We start from the raw sequence: 15,952 nt of genomic DNA on the forward strand, positions 1-15,952 counted from the left end.
TACTTATGACGCTCTTTTAGCTTATTCACCACATCGTTCATCGATAAGCCTTGGTCTTGAAGGAGCACCATCAAGTGGTAAATCAAATCTGCAGATTCACACTCTAATTCCGCCTTATCACCCGACGTCGCCGCAAGCGCGACTTCAACGCCTTCTTCGCCCACTTTTTGCGATATACGCTTGGTGCCACGGGCATATAAGCTGGCAGTGTAAGAAGAGTCAGGATCTGCGTCCTTGCGGGCAGCCAGTAGCTGCTCAAGTTGATGAAGCCACACCATCTGAGACTCTTCCTGTGGATCAGAATCCCAGCATGTTGTCGTACCCAAGTGACACGTAGGACCAATTGGGTTCACTTTGACTAGCAAGGTATCGTTGTCGCAGTCCAGTGACATATTCACCAGTTGCAGAACATTTCCTGACGTCTCACCTTTAGTCCAAAGGCGCTCTTTAGTACGAGAGAAGAAGGTCACTTGACCTGTTTCGCCCGTCTTTGCTAACGCATCTTGGTTCATGTAACCCATCATCAGCACTTGGCTTGACTGGAAATCTTGTACAATCGCAGGAACGAGACCGTCGACTTTATCCCAATTGATACGTTCAGCTAGCGTATTTACTTCTGTCGCTGCAAAACTCATAGACGCACCTCTACACCTTGTTGTTTTAGATACTGCTTTAATTCACCAATATTGATGACTTGTTTGTGGAATACCGAAGCCGCAAGCGCTCCATCCACATTAGTTTTGTTGTAAGCTTCTGCGAAGTGCTCCATTGCACCTGCGCCACCCGAAGCAATCAATGGTACGTTAGATACTTCACGCACCATATTGAGCTGTTCAAGGTCATAGCCGTTGCGAACGCCATCTTGGTTCATCATATTCAACACAATTTCACCAGCACCACGTTTTTGTACTTCCTGTACCCAATCTTTGGTCTCCCATTTAGTTGCTTTAGTACGCGCTTCATCACCAGTGAATTGGTAAACCTGGTACTTACCGGTTTCTTTATCAAAGTATGAGTCGATGCCAACAACGATACACTGCACACCAAACTTATCAGCTAGGTCAGTGATCAATTGAGGGTTAGCCAATGCTGGCGAGTTAATGGATACTTTGTCAGCTCCAAACTCTAGAATACGCGCTGCATCTTCAGCCGACTTAATACCACCTGCGACACAAAAAGGAATATCAATCACCTCTGCAACACGCTTTACCCAACTCTTATCAACAACACGGCCATCACTTGATGCCGTGATATCGTAAAATACCAATTCATCCGCGCCCTCTTCTGCATAGCGCTGTGCTAGAGGAACGATATCGCCAATGATTTCGTGGTTACGGAACTGAACGCCCTTAACCACTTGTCCGTCACGGACATCCAAACAAGGGATTATTCGCTTTGCCAGCATGCAAATGCCTCCTCTGCGGTGAACTTACCATCAAGTAGCGCACGGCCCACAATCACACCAGCCACACCGCTACCTTTTAGAGCTTCGATGTCTGCTAGGCTGCCTATACCGCCCGATGATTGGAACTGAACCTTCGGGTACTGCTTACAAAGATCCACGTAAAGCTCAACATTTGATCCTTCTAGCGTGCCATCACGAGAGATATCAGTACATAGAACGTGCTGAAGGCCAACGGTCAAGTAGTCTTCAATCAGCGCTTCAATGGTCATACCTGAATCTTCCTGCCAACCTGAAATCGCAACTTTGCGAGTACCGTTTTCGTCAATGTTGATATCTAGAGCAAGAACGATTTTTTCAGCACCGTACTTTTCCATCCAACCTTTAACAAGCTCTGGTTTCTTAACTGCCGTTGAACCAACAACAACACGTTGTGCTCCAGCTTCCAGTAGATCAATCACATCTTGCTCATTACGCACACCGCCGCCAATTTGAATGTTAGCCGGCGTGCTATCAAGTAGCTTAGCGATCAGGTCTAACTGGCGAGCTGTCGTGTCTTTTGCACCTGTTAAATCAACAAGGTGCAACCAGCCAGCACCAGCTTGGTGATATAGGTTGAACTGCTCTGCTGGGTCTACTTTATATTCTGTTACTTGACCGTAGTCCCCTTGAAATAAGCGAACTACTTGGCCTTCAATTAAATCTAATGCGGGAATAATCATTTACATTCCTTATATGGCAACGTTAACCGCTGCCTAATCCTTATTACAATTCCAAGAAGTTCTGAATCAATTTAGAACCAGCTTTTGATGAACGTTCTGGGTGGAACTGAACACCATAATAGTTACCGCTTTGCACCGCTGCGGTAAACGGATTACCGTAATCACACTGTGCGATGGTGTAGTCACCTACTGGCATTGCGAAGCTGTGAACAAAGTAAAAGTATTCGCCTTCTTCAATGTCTTTGAATAGAGGATGATTAGGTGTTGCAGTGACTGTATTCCAACCCATGTGTGGCAGTGGTAAATCGCCCGTATCCAGAAGACGAACTTCCCCCTCGCACAAGCCTAAACACTCAACTAGCTCGTCGGCCTTTTGACCTTTTTCTTGAGATAACCTCCCAAGAAGCTGCATGCCTAAACAAATACCAAGCAGAGGCTTCTCTACTTGCTTTACAAGAGCGACAAGATCGCGCTCTTGTAAGTTTTTCATTGCTTCACTTGCTGTACCTACACCAGGTAGAAATAGCTTGTCGGCTGCAAGAACCACTTCTGGTTCTTTTGAAATGTCAACAGTGTACCCTAGACGTTCAATCGCAAATTTAACCGATGAGACGTTGGCACAACCAGTATCAATAATAACTACTTTCTGCTCTTTCATACCGATTCCTTACAGAACGCCTTTGCTGCTTGGTAACTCGTTACCTTCAACTTTAATTGCTTGGCGCAGAGTACGACCAAATGCTTTGAATAGGCTCTCAATAATGTGGTGATCGTTATTGCCAGCAGAAGAAAGGTGTAGCGTACAAGCTAGCGTGTCAGTTAGAGAACGGAAGAAGTGAACCACCATTTCCGTTGACAGATCACCCACTTGCTCACGACTAAACTCTGCATCAAACTTCAGGTATGGACGGCCAGAAAGGTCTAACGCACACTGAGCTAAACACTCATCCATAGGCAAGCTAAAACCAAAACGGCCAATGCCACGCTTGTCGCCTAGCGCATCTTTCAGGGCCTGGCCTAACGCTAGTGCTGTGTCTTCTACTGTGTGGTGATCGTCAATGTGCAGATCGCCTTTCACAGTCAGGTTCATTTGGAAACCACCGTGCGTTGCAATTTGATCAAGCATATGGTCGAAGAAACCCATGCCAGTGTCTATCTTGTTACCACCCGTTTCATCAAGGTTTACCGCTACCTTAATGTCCGTTTCTTTCGTCGTTCGAACCACTTCAGCAACACGAGCGTTAACCGTTAAGTCTTTAACAATCTGTGGCCAGTTAAGTGTGCCTTCTGTTTCAAGATCCGGACCGTACTGGATACCACGGATTGCCATGTTCTCGGCTAATTGCAGGTCAGTCACGCGGTCACCAATCACAGCAGAGTGTTGGAAGTCTACTTTACCGCCTTGCAGGTACTCTTTAACCATACCCAGTTTTGGCTTGCGGCAAGAGCAGTTGTCTTCGTCAAAGTGAGGGCAAATAAGCACGTCATCAAACTTTACGCCTTGAGATTCAAAGAAATCCATCATCATGTTATGTGGCGCATCGAAATCTTCTTGTGGGTAGCTATCAGTACCAAGGCCATCTTGGTTAGTTACCATAACTAAGCGGTAGCCAGCGTCTTGCAATGCAAGCAGGCTAGGAATCACTAGCGGTTCAAATTTCAGTTTATCTAAACGGTCTACTTGAAAATCGACTGGCGGCTCAACAATTAAGGTGCCGTCGCGGTCTATAAACAGTATTTTTTGTTGTTTACTCACTTGAACTTCCTTTTAATTTTAAATCTGGTGGCCTAGCTAAAATTAAACGCTAACCCAAAATATTGGTTTCATTTGTCAGGCTGTTATTTATCAAATAAAAGCTGACAAATATTATTACTGGCAAGTCTTTCGTTACTGGTAAAAGTTACGAATGAATCCAAGTGTCTTTTCGCACTCTTCGCGGTTACCAATACTAATTCGAACACAGTCTTCAATTGGCGAATTCCGTAAGATAATGCCGCTGTCCCATGCCGCTTTAAATAGTTCGTCACCGTTCGGGAATTTAACCAAAAGGTAGTTACCCCAACCATCGAATACCGTAACGTTAGGCATCCCCATCAGACCAGCCTGTAGGTACGCTCGGTTAGCGCTTAAGTCCAGAACTTGAAACTTCGTTCTTGCAAGACCTTGCTCTGAGAGTGCTTGAACCGCGATATCAGCAACAGGGGTTGGCACTGGATATGGCGCAATCACTTTCAACAGTACATCGATAAGCTCTTGGTTCGCTAGCGTAAAGCCGCAGCGTAGTCCAGCCAATGCAAAAGCTTTAGACAGAGTACGCAGAATCGCTAGGTTCGGGTATTGCTCAAGTAAATCAGCGGTTGACGCTTCTGGGCAAAAGTCGATGTACGCTTCGTCCATCACAACAATTGCTTTATCTTGAGTCATCTCAAGTAGCTTAATGATGTCCTTACGTTCAACCAAATTACCAGTCGGGTTATTTGGGCTACACACAAACACCACTTTCACCTTGTCTAGCTGAGCTTCAATCGCAGGGAGATCAAGTTGCCACTCTGCGGTTAGAGGCACCATTTTACGCTCAACACCGATGGTTTCTGCACTGATTGCGTACATACCGTAGGTTGGTGGGCAGTAAAGGATAGCATCTTCATTCGGCTCACAAAAAGCACGAATCAGCAGTTCGATACCTTCGTCAGCGCCCCGTGTTGTAAGAGTTTGCTCTGATTTCACACCTGCATATTGCGCGTAAGCATCAATCAACTCTTTAGGCTGACACTCGCTGTAACGATTAAGACGAGACAGGTTTAAGTTGTACTCGTTATCAAACGGAGATTCGTTGGCGTTTAACCATACATCGCCAGTGCCGCCAATGCGTCTTGCAGACAAGTAAGGTGTGAGAGCCTGCACTTGTTTTCTTGCTAACTTTTCCATGCCCTGCCCTTATTTAGCTTGGTTTAACTTTTCAACTCGGATAGTCACAGCACGTTTGTGAGCATCCAAGCCTTCGGCTTCCGCCATAGTAACAACTGTTGGAGCTAAGCCTTTTAGGCCATCAGTGCTCAATTCTTGTACTGTCATACGTTTTGAGAAATCAGCTAAACCAAGGCTAGAGTATGTCTTGGTGTAACCGTACGTCGGCAATACGTGGTTAGTACCAGAGGCATAGTCGCCTGCAGATTCTGGAGACCAATCGCCAAGGAAGATAGAACCTGCATTGTCTAGCAATGGCAGCAATTCACGTGGGTTCTTAGTTTGAACGATCAAGTGTTCAGGACCGTAGAAGTTTGAAATCGCAATCGCTTGAGTGATGGATTCAGCAATGATGATCAGGCTTGATGCCAATGCTTGCTGAGCGATACTCGCACGAGACAACTCTTTCAATTGTTTTTGAACGGCTTCGGTCACTTGATCCGCAATCAATGGCGAAGGTGTTACTAACACCACTTGAGAATCAGGACCGTGTTCAGCTTGGCTCAACAAGTCAGCAGCAATGAAGTCTGCGTCTGCTGTTTCATCAGCAATGACTAGCACTTCTGATGGGCCCGCTGGCATATCAATCGCTGCGCCGCGGAAGTCGTTGCTTACTTGGCGTTTTGCTTCAGTCACAAAAGCATTACCTGGGCCGAAAATCTTATCAACTTTAGCAACACTTTCCGTACCGTAGGCCATCGCAGCAACCGCTTGACCACCACCAACATTGTAAACCTCATCGATCTTACAAAGCTTAGCGACATACAAAATTTCGTCAGCGATTGGCGGAGGCGAACAAAGAACAACCTTGCGACAACCTGCGATTTGAGCGGGAACACCTAACATAAGAACAGTTGACGGAAGCGGTGCACTGCCACCCGGGATGTACAGACCAACCGTGTTAATCGCACGTGTCACTTGCTCACACACAACACCTGGTTGCGTCTCAACTTTAATTGGCTGAGGTTTCTGAGCTTCGTGGAACTTAGCAATATTGCTGTAAGCTTGTTCTAGCGCATGCTTCATTTCTGGAGTTAGACGAGCGCTCGCTTCTTCAACCTCATCTGAACTTACTCGAATTGATTCTGGAGTAACGCGGTCAAACTTCTCAGTCAGTTCTTTAAGTGCAGCATCGCCCTCATTTCGTACTTTTGCAATAACATCAGAAACTGTCGCTGTGATGTTTGCACCTTCAGTAATAGCGGGACGTTCTAATACCGAGTCTTGCTGTGATTCACTTAAAGATTGCCAAACAACGGTTCTCATCGTCATTACCCCATCATTTTTTCGATTGGTAGTACTAGAATCGAGCTTGCGCCTAACTCTTTCAGCTGTTCCATCGTTTCCCAGAACAAGTTCTCTGTACTTACTAAGTGAACAGCAACTTTGTCTTTATCTGTTGAAAGTGGCAATACTGTTGGATCTTCAGCGCCAGGCAGTAGTGATTTGATTTGCACAAGCTGAGATGTTGGCGCGTGTAGCATGATGTATTTCGATTCTTTCGCTTGTTGAACACCTTGCATACGAGTCAATAGTTTTTCAATCAATGCTGTTTTGTCTGCGTCGAATTCACCTGTGCGTTGAATCAATGTCGCTTTAGATTGGAAAATCACTTCCGCTTCTTTTAGGCCGTTTGCTTCTAGCGTTGCACCGGTAGAAACCAAGTCCGCGATTGCGTCAGCTAGACCAGCGCGAGGAGCTACTTCAACCGAGCCTGTAAGCATACAAGTGCTGAAATCAACACTCTGCTCGTCCATGTAGGCTTTAAGTAGTTGTGGGTAGGTTGTTGCAATTCGCTTGCCCGCTAGGTCTTGTGGGCCGTTGTACTGTTCGTCTTTATTGATAGCGATAGATAAACGGCAACCACCGAAATCTAGACGACGTAGTGTTTGGAACTCTGCAGGCTCTTTAAGAGCAAGGCGATCTAGACGAACTTCCTCAAGCTCATTTTCACCGATAAAACCAAGGTCAACCACACCATCCATGATGAGACCTGGGATGTCGTCATCACGAACTAATAATAGGTCAATTGGCATATTTAGTGAATGAACGACTAGGCGCTCACCCATGATGTTAAATTTAACACCACATTTTTTTAATAGGTCTTGGCACTCTTTACTTAGGCGACCTTTCTTTTGAATTGCGATTCTTAGGCGTTGTGTCTGCATTGCTGTATCCCTGTGCAAATATCTGAATTTATTGATTATTTAAAAACGATAAAACCAAAAAACCCTCGGAAGACTCTGTCATCCCGAGGGTTTAAATCTAAATTCTTTTGAATTAACCTCCGGGAGTAACCTTGCTCCCGGGTATACGTAAATCTCCCCGAAAGTCTAGATAGGGTGATGATGGTGATGAATGTTCATTACTAATTTACGCATACTTATCAGCTCTTAGGTTGTTTGCTGTCTTGTCTCCACACTAACCAAGGTAAGATCCTTTTTCAACCATTAATTAGAACTTTTTTCACGAAAACTAAAATTAAATTAACAGGCACAAAAAAGGGAGGCCAACGCCTCCCTGATAGTTTACTGATTAACTTTCGTTTTTAGCTTTTGCATGTCGCCATTTTGCAGCGAGAGAAATAAGCCAGAGCGAAACACACAGCAACGAACGTTAAAGCTGCCGCGCTGAATGCGATACCGATAGAAGCTGTCATACCTATGGTAATGAAGCCAATGCACGATACAAACGCTACTGATAGCGCATATGGAAGCTGTGTTGATACGTGGTCGATATGGTTACAACGAGCACCTGTCGAAGACAGAATCGTTGTATCTGAAATTGGAGAACAGTGATCACCAAATACCGCGCCCGCTAGAACCGCACTTAGCATAGGAAGAATCAGTGCGATATCAGATGCTGCAGCCATATCACCCGCGATAGGTAGCATGATACCGAACGTCCCCCATGAAGTACCGGTAGAGAAAGCCATGATGCCTGCAAGTAAGAACAGGATAACTGGTAGCCAGTGGTAATCAATGCTGCCTGCTACTAGAGAAGACAAGTACGTACCTGTTTTCATGTCACCGATTACAGAACCGATAGTCCATGCGAACACAAGGATTAGGATAGCGCCAAACATAGAGCTTGCACCGATCCACATCGTTCTTGCGATGTCTGCCATAGATAGCTTCTGCTTAAATACAGTCGCTAGCGCAACAAGAAGACCGATGATGCCACCGTAGACAAGAGACTTACCAACATCTGTATTTTCGAATGCACCAAGTAGGTTAAACGCTTGACCATCAGCAGCTAATGCTTGACCGCCTGTGTAAAGCATCGCTGCTACCGTCGCTACGATCAATGAAACGATCGGCATGATTAGGTCAGAAACAGAACCGTTCTCGCTCTCTTCGATATCTAGTTCTTCGTTTAAATCGTGAGCTTGTTGGCTGTCGTTGCCACCTTCAAAGCCACGACCTTGAGACGCTTCGATCTCGTGATCACGCATCTTACCAACATCTAGACCGAACCACGCCACTGCGAACACCATAAGAAGTGCAAATACCGCATAGAAGTTCATTGGAATTAGACGAACATAAGCGCCTAGAGCTGAATATTCAGTCACACCGTGTGTTACTAGGATGCCACCGATAATAGTAATTATGTAAGCACCCCAACTAGAAGCTGGCATGATCACACACATAGGAGCTGCTGTAGAATCAAGAATATAAGCTAGCTTAGCGCGAGATACGTAGAAACGGTCTGTTACAGGACGAGAGATTGCACCTACCGCCAAGCTGTTGAAGTAATCATCCACAAAGATAAATACGCCTAAGAAAGCTGCAAGCAGTTTAGAGCCACGTTTGCTTTTAACGCGAGACTGAGCCCATTCAGCGAATGCGCGAGTACCACCAGATAGTGTTAATAGCGCCGTTGTCATTCCCAGGATAATTAGGAAAGCAATGATGCTCATGTTCCAAGTGTTGATACCGCCATCTTCAATGAAAACACCAGATGCTTTAGTAAATACGTAGCTGGCGGCATTACCCACTGAGTAATCAGCAAGTAAGATAGCACCCATAACAATACCGATACCCAGAGAAACCAATACACGGCGGGTAACGATAGCAAGGCTCAAAGCCACAAGTGGCGGAAGCAAAGATAAAGGAGATGTTGCAAAATCTATTAAATTCATGATCTTCAAAAACCAGTTTTTTATTTGGCTAGAGATCTACTGCAGACAAACTTGATACAGATAACCAAGTTCATGTTGAACTAAGCGAAAGGGAAGTGAACACTTCACCCAACCCTACAGTAGCGCTCCATAGTTTAAAATTAAGACTATGGCAGTGTTGTACCTATTGAGCACAACCCCAGCAAATTGCTTAGATATACAATTTACTTCGGCAATTACACCTTTCACCTTCGTTCATTGGCATCACCCCAACGAAAACTACTTTTTATAATTGCACCTCTACGTGCGACAACATTATTAACCACTCAAACAATAGTTTAACAAATGATTAACCAAAAAGTCGCATCAGGTATCAGCAATTGTACCCATCAAGAGCAACAATGCAACATATCACTCCAAGAAAAGTAGCTTTTTATTTATGAACTAATGAACCAAAGAATAGTCAACATAGTGGAATTACTCCACCAGTCACATATCAGATATTAAGATACCCTTAATATCTATTGTAAATGCAATAGAAAGGAGCATGGGAATTTTCAACTATTCATCTCACTTTTATATTTAAATATGTAATAAAAGAAATACTGTTTGTTTTATTCCCAAGCTCTGTTTATTATTAGGGGGATTATTTAGTTTACCTTGATGGAAAATATCATGTCTGAATTAACAAAAACTCTATTAAATATCCGTAGCCTTCGCGCATTCTCACGTGAATTAACTCTTGAGCAACTAGAGGAAGCGCTAGACAAGTTAACTATTGTTGTACAAGAGCGTCAGGAGTCTGAAGCTGAAGAACGTGCGGCTAAAGCAGCACAAGAAGCTAAACTTTCTGCTATTGCTGAGCAAATCGCAAAAGACGGAATTGATGTTGCTGATCTTATTGCTGCGCTTTCTGGCGAAGCAAAGTCTAAATCAACAAAAGCTAAACGCGCTCCACGCCCAGCTAAATACAAATATGTAGATGCAAACGGCGACGAGAAAACTTGGACAGGCCAAGGTCGTACACCTTCAGCTATCCAAGAACAACTAGATGCTGGTAAATCTCTAGAAGACTTCGCTATCTAAGCGTTTAGTTTGCTTAGTCAGCAATCCAATTACCGACTAAGCAATAGAATTAATATTTAAGTCGACTAAAATATTATTTACGGCTTCAATATATCAAGAAACAAAAAAGGCTCCTTTCGGAGCCTTTTTTATATCTTGTTACTAATTAATGTTTTTTATAAACATTGCTGCGTATTTGATTAACTTGTGCGCAGCGGATGAACAAAATTTCTTATCTTTCCCAGTACGCTTCTTCTAGGCTATCTTCTCTTTCAGGAAGACCGCGAGATAAACGTGGAGAGTGCTGAACCAATACTTCGTAGCTCGCACGGTTCGAATATTTACAAACTTGTGAGAAAGAAGAATACGTCAAGAATGAATGCTGGTGCTTACTTGAGTTTGGCACGTTTTCTTTGTGGTACTTATTCGCTGCCATATCATGTAATAAAGCAGATAAAGCCGCATCACCTGCACCATTGGTATTTTTGATTTTCTCAGGACCGCCCATATAAGGCGCAATATGTGAATAAACTTTAGTAGGGTTTTCACATAAATCTTTATGAGCCGGACGGCTAAATTCATAACGGTTAAATTCAGCAATTGAACCTGGAAGTAAAGGCAGTGATGTTTCACGTTTCGCTGCATCTTCCGTGTAACCCGCCATAAATAGACCAACAGGGCCTGCAGTACATAGTACTAGGTCTACCCAATCTAGCGCCTTATCAGAAGCAGCGAGTGGATCGATTTCGCCAGTTAGGGCTTCGGCTTCGTCTTCATTCATTGCAACAACCGTTACATGTTGCTCTAAGAAATCTTTCCAGAATTCAGGATCGTCTTGAATAACGAATTTAGTACCCAGTGTTAAAACAACAGGCACATCGTATTTCTTCGCGTATTCGATCGCTTTCATTGTTGCTTCAGGCATCGGGTCACCTGGCTTACAACGAACTAAGTAAGCAGTTAATACCAAAGCAGAAGCACTTTTGAAAATCTTTTCAGGAATACTGTCTGGTTTTAGTTGGTTCATTTGTCCTTCGCTAATTGCGAAAGTACGCTCACCGTCTTCAGTAATTAATGCAAAGCAGCGACCAATTGCGCCATCTACCCCTTGTAAATGGTTCAAGTCCATTCTGCTTGATGTATTACATAAATAGCGGTAACCATAGCTACCAATTTTAATATCTTGGCTCATTACACCGAGTAGCGTTGAACGATCATCGGCTAGTACTGAGTAATTGTGCAATGTATTACCGATAGTACCACCAGCATATTCATTGGTAATTAGGCACTGTTCTTTTAGTTCTTGATATAAAGACTCAGCCGCTTCATCACCGATAACCAGTGAGTGTCCCTTACTTAAACCGTACTTATCAATAAGTTCAGAACTCACTTTGGCTTCAATATCAACCAAAGTTTGGTCAATACCGATAATATGAGTGCGTGACATTCTTTTACTGCTTTGAGCTTGGCTCACTAATGGGTCACGTGCGTGAACCGGAAAATAGTGCTTTGATTTACGTTGTCCAGGGAATTTCATAGGGCTAGTCTAAGTCAAGGGGAAATAGGTGGCGGATTCTACCGCGCTATATTTAACGCGGCAATCATTCAAACTATAGCAAACGTTTGCTGAGTTATTTTTTTATTCACCTTCCATAAAGCTTAAATCAGGTAGCATCTCTAAATGCTCGGCATAACGCTTTTGATTAAACTCTGAGCCATTTTTCATAACGTCAAATACTTCAACCGCAAGTGCACATGCCATTGCTGCAATTGCGTCTTCACGCGGTGTACCTGTCATCATAAGGCGCATTAAAGTCTCTTTTACTTTAATTGGCTGACCATCTTCTAGCTGATTTTCAATAATTTCAATCAACTGCTCTTCTTGCATAAATTCATTTTGTTCAGACATTTTTTATCTCAAGTCTTGGATTTCGAGCGACTATGCCACATATACTTCTGACATCCTAGCGACTCACCTCGCTCTCATGCGATTACTAACAGAGTCAGCGCACTATTTGTGCAAATGAAACTGTGATTCCGGTCTCGGATCTGTCACGGCGTTTCTCTTTCTGTTAGAATCTGCGACCAAGTAATAGTAACGGTGTTTAGACATGTCAGATATCAGCTCTGGAAACAGCGAAAAGAAAGTAATTGTCGGTATGTCCGGCGGTGTAGATTCGTCAGTATCGGCGTATCTTCTTCAGCAACAAGGCTATCAGGTAGAAGGCCTTTTCATGAAAAACTGGGAAGAAGACGATAACGAAGAATACTGCACGGCAGCTGAAGATCTTGCTGATGCTCAGGCGGTATGTGACAAACTAGGCATCCACCTTCACACTATCAACTTTGCTGCAGAATACTGGGACAATGTATTCGAATACTTCCTTGCGGAATACAAAGCAGGTCGTACGCCTAACCCAGATATTCTTTGTAACAAAGAAATTAAATTCAAAGCATTCTTAGAGTTTGCCGATGAAGTACTAGACGCAGACTATATTGCGATGGGTCACTACGTTCGTCGTACTTTCCCAACTCAAGAAGAGTTAGATGCTGGCGTAAAACCAGAGATGCTACGTGGTCTAGACAGCAACAAAGATCAAAGCTACTTCCTTTACACGCTAAGCTCAGACCAAGTCGCGCGCAGCCTATTCCCAGTTGGTGAATTAGAGAAACCAGAAGTGCGACGCATTGCTGAAGAGCAAGACTTAATCACAGCGAAGAAGAAAGACTCTACAGGTATCTGCTTTATCGGTGAGCGTAAGTTCACAGAATTCCTTGGCAAATACCTACCAGCGCAACCAGGTGACATCGAAACACCAGAAGGTAAAGTGATTGGTAAACACAATGGCTTGATGTACCACACGCTGGGTCAACGTAAAGGCCTTCACATTGGTGGAACCAAAGGTGGTGGTGGTAATGAAGAACCATGGTTTGTTGGTGAAAAAGACCTTAAGCGTAATGTGCTGGTTGCCGTACAAGGTAAAGATCACCCTCTTCTTAAATCAGAAGGTTTGATCGCTTCTCAGCTTCACTGGGTAAATCGCGCACCAATTACTGAAGTTATGACATGCACGGTAAAAACACGTTACCGTCAAACCGATATTCCTTGTACAATCATCCCAATTGATGACAAGAACATTAAGGTTATTTTTGACGAGCCACAGATCGCAGTGACCCCAGGTCAATCTGCAGTATTCTATCAAGACGACGTGTGTCTTGGCGGTGGTATCATCGAAAAACGCATCTAACTGATCGAACGACAAACGATAGAAGACAACTAGGAGTTACTACGTGGCTAATACACTTTATGACCGTACTATTGCTTTCGCCGGAATTTGCCAAGCTGTGGCTTTGGTTCAACAAGTAGCGAAAGACGGCCATTGTGATAAAGATGCCTTCGAAGCTTCACTCAGTGCTATTTTGAACACTAGCCCGGCAAACACTGTTGGTGTTTTTGGACGTGAAGCTAACCTAAAATTAGGTCTTGAGTGCCTAGTAAAAGGTATCGATAGTACTCCTGCTGGTAGCGATATCACTCGTTACATCATCAGCTTAATGGCGCTTGAACGTAAGCTATCATCTCGCAATGACTCTATGTCTCAGCTTGGTGACCGAATTCAAACTGCAGAGCGCCAAAGTGAACACTTCGACTTGTTTGACGAGCAGATGATCAGCAACCTAGCGAGTATCTACCTTGATGTTGTGAGCCCAATCGGCCCTCGCATTCAGGTTTCTGGCACGCCAGCGGTACTTCAACAAACCTCGACCCAACATAAGGTTCGTGCCCTACTACTCTCAGGGATTCGAAGTGCTGTTCTATGGCGTCAGGTAGGCGGCAAACGTCGTCACCTTATCTTCGGTCGCAAGAAGATGATCGAGCAGGCTCAAATCCTATTAGCTCGAATGTAACTTATTAGCTCGCGCCTCGTCGCGAGCTTGTTTTTTGTATCAACACAACTCTCACGCAAACGTTTGCGCAATATGCGTGACAATTGAGATTGTTACTGGTATAAACCTCTCAAAATTTAGAAAACTCAATTCAGGAGAACACCATGGAACTGTCAGCATTGACTGCTGTTTCACCAGTAGACGGCCGTTACGGAAGTAAGACTATTTCATTACGCAGCATCTTTAGTGAGTTTGGTCTACTAAAGTACCGCTCTATCGTTGAAATTCGTTGGTTACAAAAGCTTGCAGCTACTGATGCAATCAAAGAAGTACCAGCGTTCAGTGCAGAAGCTAACCAGTTTCTTGATGAACTAGCCGCTAACTTCAGCGAAGAAGATGCTCTACGTATCAAAGAGATCGAGCGCACAACAAACCACGACGTAAAAGCGGTTGAATACTTCTTAAAAGAGAAAGTAGCTGGCGTTCCTGAGCTTCACGCTGTTAACGAATTCATTCACTTTGCATGTACTTCCGAAGACATCAACAACACGTCTCACGCGCTTATGCTTAAAGAAGCTCGTGACGAAGTTGTTCTTCCAGAAATCCGCAACGTAATCGACGCAATCAAAGCACTTGCGAACGAATACCGCGACATTCCTCTTCTTTCTCGTACACACGGTCAGCCTGCTTCTCCTTCTACTATGGGTAAAGAAATGGCTAACGTTGCGTACCGTATGGAACGTCAATACAAGCAAATCGAAAACGTTGAGATCCTAGCGAAAATCAACGGCGCTGTTGGTAACTACAACGCACACCTTTCTGCATACCCAGAAGTAGATTGGCACCAGTTCTCTGAAGAGTTCATCACTGAATCTCTTGGCGTAACTTGGAACCCATACACAACTCAAATCGAACCTCACGACTACATCGCTGAGCTATTCGACGCGATTGCTCGTTTCAACACCATCCTTCTAGACTTCGACCGTGACGTTTGGGGATACATTGCTCTTGGCCACTTCAAGCAGAAGACAATTGCTGGTGAAATCGGCTCTTCTACAATGCCGCATAAAGTTAACCCAATTGACTTCGAAAACTCGGAAGGCAACCTTGGTCTAGCTAACGCTGTATTCGGCCACCTAGCACAAAAACTTCCAGTTTCTCGCTGGCAACGTGACCTAACTGACTCTACGGTTCTTCGTAACCTAGGTGTTGGTGTTGGCTACGCTATCATTGCATACACTTCAACTCTGAAAGGTATTAGCAAGCTAGAAGTTAACCGCGAAGCACTACTTGCTGAACTAGACAAGAACTGGGAAGTTCTAGCTGAACCGGTACAAACAGTAATGCGTCGTTACGGCATCGAGAAGCCATACGAGAAGCTTAAAGAGCTAACTCGTGGTAAGCGTGTAGATGGCGAAGGCATGCGTGCATTCATCGATGGCCTAGAGATCCCTGAAGACGAGAAAGTGCGTCTAAAAGAGATGACTCCAGCGAACTACATCGGCCAAGCTGTTGAGCTAACTGACAAACTGTAATTCGAGATTCGAGATTCGAGATTCGAGATTCGAGATTCGAGATTCGAGATTCGAATTAGATGATATGAGAAGGCTTCCCATGTGGAAGCCTTTTTTGTGGTTACGTGCAAGCAACGCAAGAGTTATCAAACAAGAACCCAAAAACCAGCCCGAAACTCATTTTGATAGAGCTAAACTCTCAGAGTAACGAAAACCACACCCCTTCAGTACCAACTCTTAACAGCTGAGATCAAAAAAGGCCTCCCGAAGGAA

The 15,952-nt window shown here is 44.2% G+C and carries 15 protein-coding genes, 1 riboswitch and 1 other annotated feature; of the genes, 4 read left to right on the forward strand and 11 right to left on the reverse strand.

The genetic code is table 11. The annotated features are described in order from the left end of the window. The 9 genes from hisIE to ACTRWI_RS19935 form a co-directional block, all read right to left on the reverse strand. The coding region (hisIE, locus tag ACTRWI_RS19895; RefSeq protein WP_499133501.1) for a bifunctional phosphoribosyl-AMP cyclohydrolase/phosphoribosyl-ATP diphosphatase HisIE at positions 1 to 635 on the reverse strand (635 nt) is incomplete at its 3' end. After that, a complete protein-coding gene (gene hisF / locus ACTRWI_RS19900) occupies positions 632 to 1,405 on the reverse strand; it encodes an imidazole glycerol phosphate synthase subunit HisF (RefSeq protein WP_499133502.1) in 774 nt (257 codons plus the stop codon). The genes hisF and hisIE, both read right to left, overlap by 4 nt. Further along, a complete protein-coding gene (gene hisA, locus ACTRWI_RS19905) occupies positions 1,387 to 2,124 on the reverse strand; it encodes a 1-(5-phosphoribosyl)-5-[(5-phosphoribosylamino)methylideneamino]imidazole-4-carboxamide isomerase (RefSeq protein ID WP_499133503.1) in 738 nt (245 codons plus the stop codon). The genes hisF and hisA overlap by 19 nt, the downstream gene beginning before the upstream one ends. A 43-nt stretch (positions 2,125 to 2,167) precedes the next feature. Then, on the reverse strand, positions 2,168 to 2,782 hold the full coding sequence (gene hisH, locus ACTRWI_RS19910) for an imidazole glycerol phosphate synthase subunit HisH (protein ID WP_499133504.1): 615 nt from the start codon (positions 2,780 to 2,782) through the stop codon (positions 2,168 to 2,170). Between the two features lie 9 nt (positions 2,783 to 2,791). After that, a complete protein-coding gene (hisB, locus tag ACTRWI_RS19915; protein WP_499133505.1) occupies positions 2,792 to 3,880 on the reverse strand; it encodes a bifunctional histidinol-phosphatase/imidazoleglycerol-phosphate dehydratase HisB in 1,089 nt (362 codons plus the stop codon). A gap of 132 nt (positions 3,881 to 4,012) precedes the next feature. After that, positions 4,013 to 5,053 carry a histidinol-phosphate transaminase gene (hisC, locus tag ACTRWI_RS19920; RefSeq protein WP_499133506.1) on the reverse strand — a complete coding sequence of 347 codons (1,041 nt, stop codon included), beginning with the start codon at positions 5,051 to 5,053 and terminating at the stop codon, positions 4,013 to 4,015. A 9-nt stretch (positions 5,054 to 5,062) separates the two neighbouring features. Further along, positions 5,063 to 6,358: a histidinol dehydrogenase gene (gene hisD, locus ACTRWI_RS19925; protein WP_499133513.1), complete on the reverse strand. Its 1,296-nt coding sequence runs from the start codon at positions 6,356 to 6,358 to the stop codon at positions 5,063 to 5,065. 5 nt (positions 6,359 to 6,363) lie between these two features. Further along, complete coding sequence (gene hisG, locus ACTRWI_RS19930; protein ID WP_499133507.1) at positions 6,364 to 7,260, reverse strand: ATP phosphoribosyltransferase; 897 nt, start codon at positions 7,258 to 7,260, stop codon at positions 6,364 to 6,366. Between the two features lie 53 nt (positions 7,261 to 7,313). Next, positions 7,314 to 7,450: a sequence feature (His leader region), on the reverse strand. Positions 7,451 to 7,640: 190 nt separating this feature from the next. Then, on the reverse strand, positions 7,641 to 9,233 hold the full coding sequence (locus ACTRWI_RS19935) for a Na+/H+ antiporter NhaC family protein (RefSeq protein WP_499133508.1): 1,593 nt from the start codon (positions 9,231 to 9,233) through the stop codon (positions 7,641 to 7,643). Between the two features lie 112 nt (positions 9,234 to 9,345). Further along, positions 9,346 to 9,523: riboswitch (Lysine riboswitch) on the reverse strand. A 364-nt stretch (positions 9,524 to 9,887) separates the two neighbouring features. Here ACTRWI_RS19935 and ACTRWI_RS19940 point away from each other — a divergent pair. Further along, positions 9,888 to 10,298 carry an H-NS family histone-like protein gene (locus ACTRWI_RS19940; RefSeq protein ID WP_004742014.1) on the forward strand — a complete coding sequence of 137 codons (411 nt, stop codon included), beginning with the start codon at positions 9,888 to 9,890 and terminating at the stop codon, positions 10,296 to 10,298. Positions 10,299 to 10,509: 211 nt separating this feature from the next. Here ACTRWI_RS19940 and ACTRWI_RS19945 read toward each other — a convergent pair whose 3' ends face one another. Both ACTRWI_RS19945 and ACTRWI_RS19950 read right to left on the reverse strand, forming a co-directional pair. Beyond that, entirely contained in the window at positions 10,510 to 11,814 is a 1,305-nt protein-coding gene (locus ACTRWI_RS19945; RefSeq protein WP_499133509.1) for an inosine/guanosine kinase, read from the reverse strand. Between the two features lie 102 nt (positions 11,815 to 11,916). After that, the gene (locus ACTRWI_RS19950; RefSeq protein WP_499133510.1) at positions 11,917 to 12,186 is read right to left on the reverse strand and encodes a hypothetical protein; all 270 of its coding nucleotides are present in this window, start codon (positions 12,184 to 12,186) and stop codon (positions 11,917 to 11,919) included. A gap of 202 nt (positions 12,187 to 12,388) precedes the next feature. Between ACTRWI_RS19950 and mnmA the strand changes: the two genes are divergently transcribed. The 3 genes from mnmA to purB all read left to right on the forward strand — a co-directional run bounded on the left by mnmA (position 12,389) and on the right by purB (position 15,700). Further along, positions 12,389 to 13,525, forward strand: a complete 1,137-nt coding sequence (gene mnmA / locus ACTRWI_RS19955; protein ID WP_499133511.1) for a tRNA 2-thiouridine(34) synthase MnmA — start codon at positions 12,389 to 12,391, stop codon at positions 13,523 to 13,525. A gap of 43 nt (positions 13,526 to 13,568) precedes the next feature. Continuing rightward, on the forward strand, positions 13,569 to 14,186 hold the full coding sequence (hflD, locus tag ACTRWI_RS19960; RefSeq protein WP_239833985.1) for a high frequency lysogenization protein HflD: 618 nt from the start codon (positions 13,569 to 13,571) through the stop codon (positions 14,184 to 14,186). A gap of 143 nt (positions 14,187 to 14,329) precedes the next feature. After that, positions 14,330 to 15,700: an adenylosuccinate lyase gene (purB, locus tag ACTRWI_RS19965; RefSeq protein ID WP_499133512.1), complete on the forward strand. Its 1,371-nt coding sequence runs from the start codon at positions 14,330 to 14,332 to the stop codon at positions 15,698 to 15,700. Positions 15,701 to 15,952: the final 252 nt, after the last annotated feature.

The organism is Pseudoalteromonas sp. G5_S1_14_S5, from assembly GCF_054968605.1.

Bases quoted from the DNA above. Each gene is read 5' to 3' on its own strand.
- hisD (WP_499133513.1), bottom strand. From the start codon at position 6,358: ATGAGAACCGTTGTTTGGCAATCTTTAAGTGAATCACAGCAAGACTCG.
- mnmA (WP_499133511.1), top strand. From the start codon at position 12,389: ATGTCAGATATCAGCTCTGGAAACAGCGAAAAGAAAGTAATTGTCGGT.
- ACTRWI_RS19950 (WP_499133510.1), bottom strand. From the start codon at position 12,186: ATGTCTGAACAAAATGAATTTATGCAAGAAGAGCAGTTGATTGAAATT.
- ACTRWI_RS19940 (WP_004742014.1), top strand. From the start codon at position 9,888: ATGTCTGAATTAACAAAAACTCTATTAAATATCCGTAGCCTTCGCGCA.
- hisG (WP_499133507.1), bottom strand. From the start codon at position 7,260: ATGCAGACACAACGCCTAAGAATCGCAATTCAAAAGAAAGGTCGCCTA.
- hisA (WP_499133503.1), bottom strand. From the start codon at position 2,124: ATGATTATTCCCGCATTAGATTTAATTGAAGGCCAAGTAGTTCGCTTA.
- hisF (WP_499133502.1), bottom strand. From the start codon at position 1,405: ATGCTGGCAAAGCGAATAATCCCTTGTTTGGATGTCCGTGACGGACAA.
- hisH (WP_499133504.1), bottom strand. From the start codon at position 2,782: ATGAAAGAGCAGAAAGTAGTTATTATTGATACTGGTTGTGCCAACGTC.
- purB (WP_499133512.1), top strand. From the start codon at position 14,330: ATGGAACTGTCAGCATTGACTGCTGTTTCACCAGTAGACGGCCGTTAC.
- ACTRWI_RS19935 (WP_499133508.1), bottom strand. From the start codon at position 9,233: ATGAATTTAATAGATTTTGCAACATCTCCTTTATCTTTGCTTCCGCCA.
- ACTRWI_RS19945 (WP_499133509.1), bottom strand. From the start codon at position 11,814: ATGAAATTCCCTGGACAACGTAAATCAAAGCACTATTTTCCGGTTCAC.
- hisC (WP_499133506.1), bottom strand. From the start codon at position 5,053: ATGGAAAAGTTAGCAAGAAAACAAGTGCAGGCTCTCACACCTTACTTG.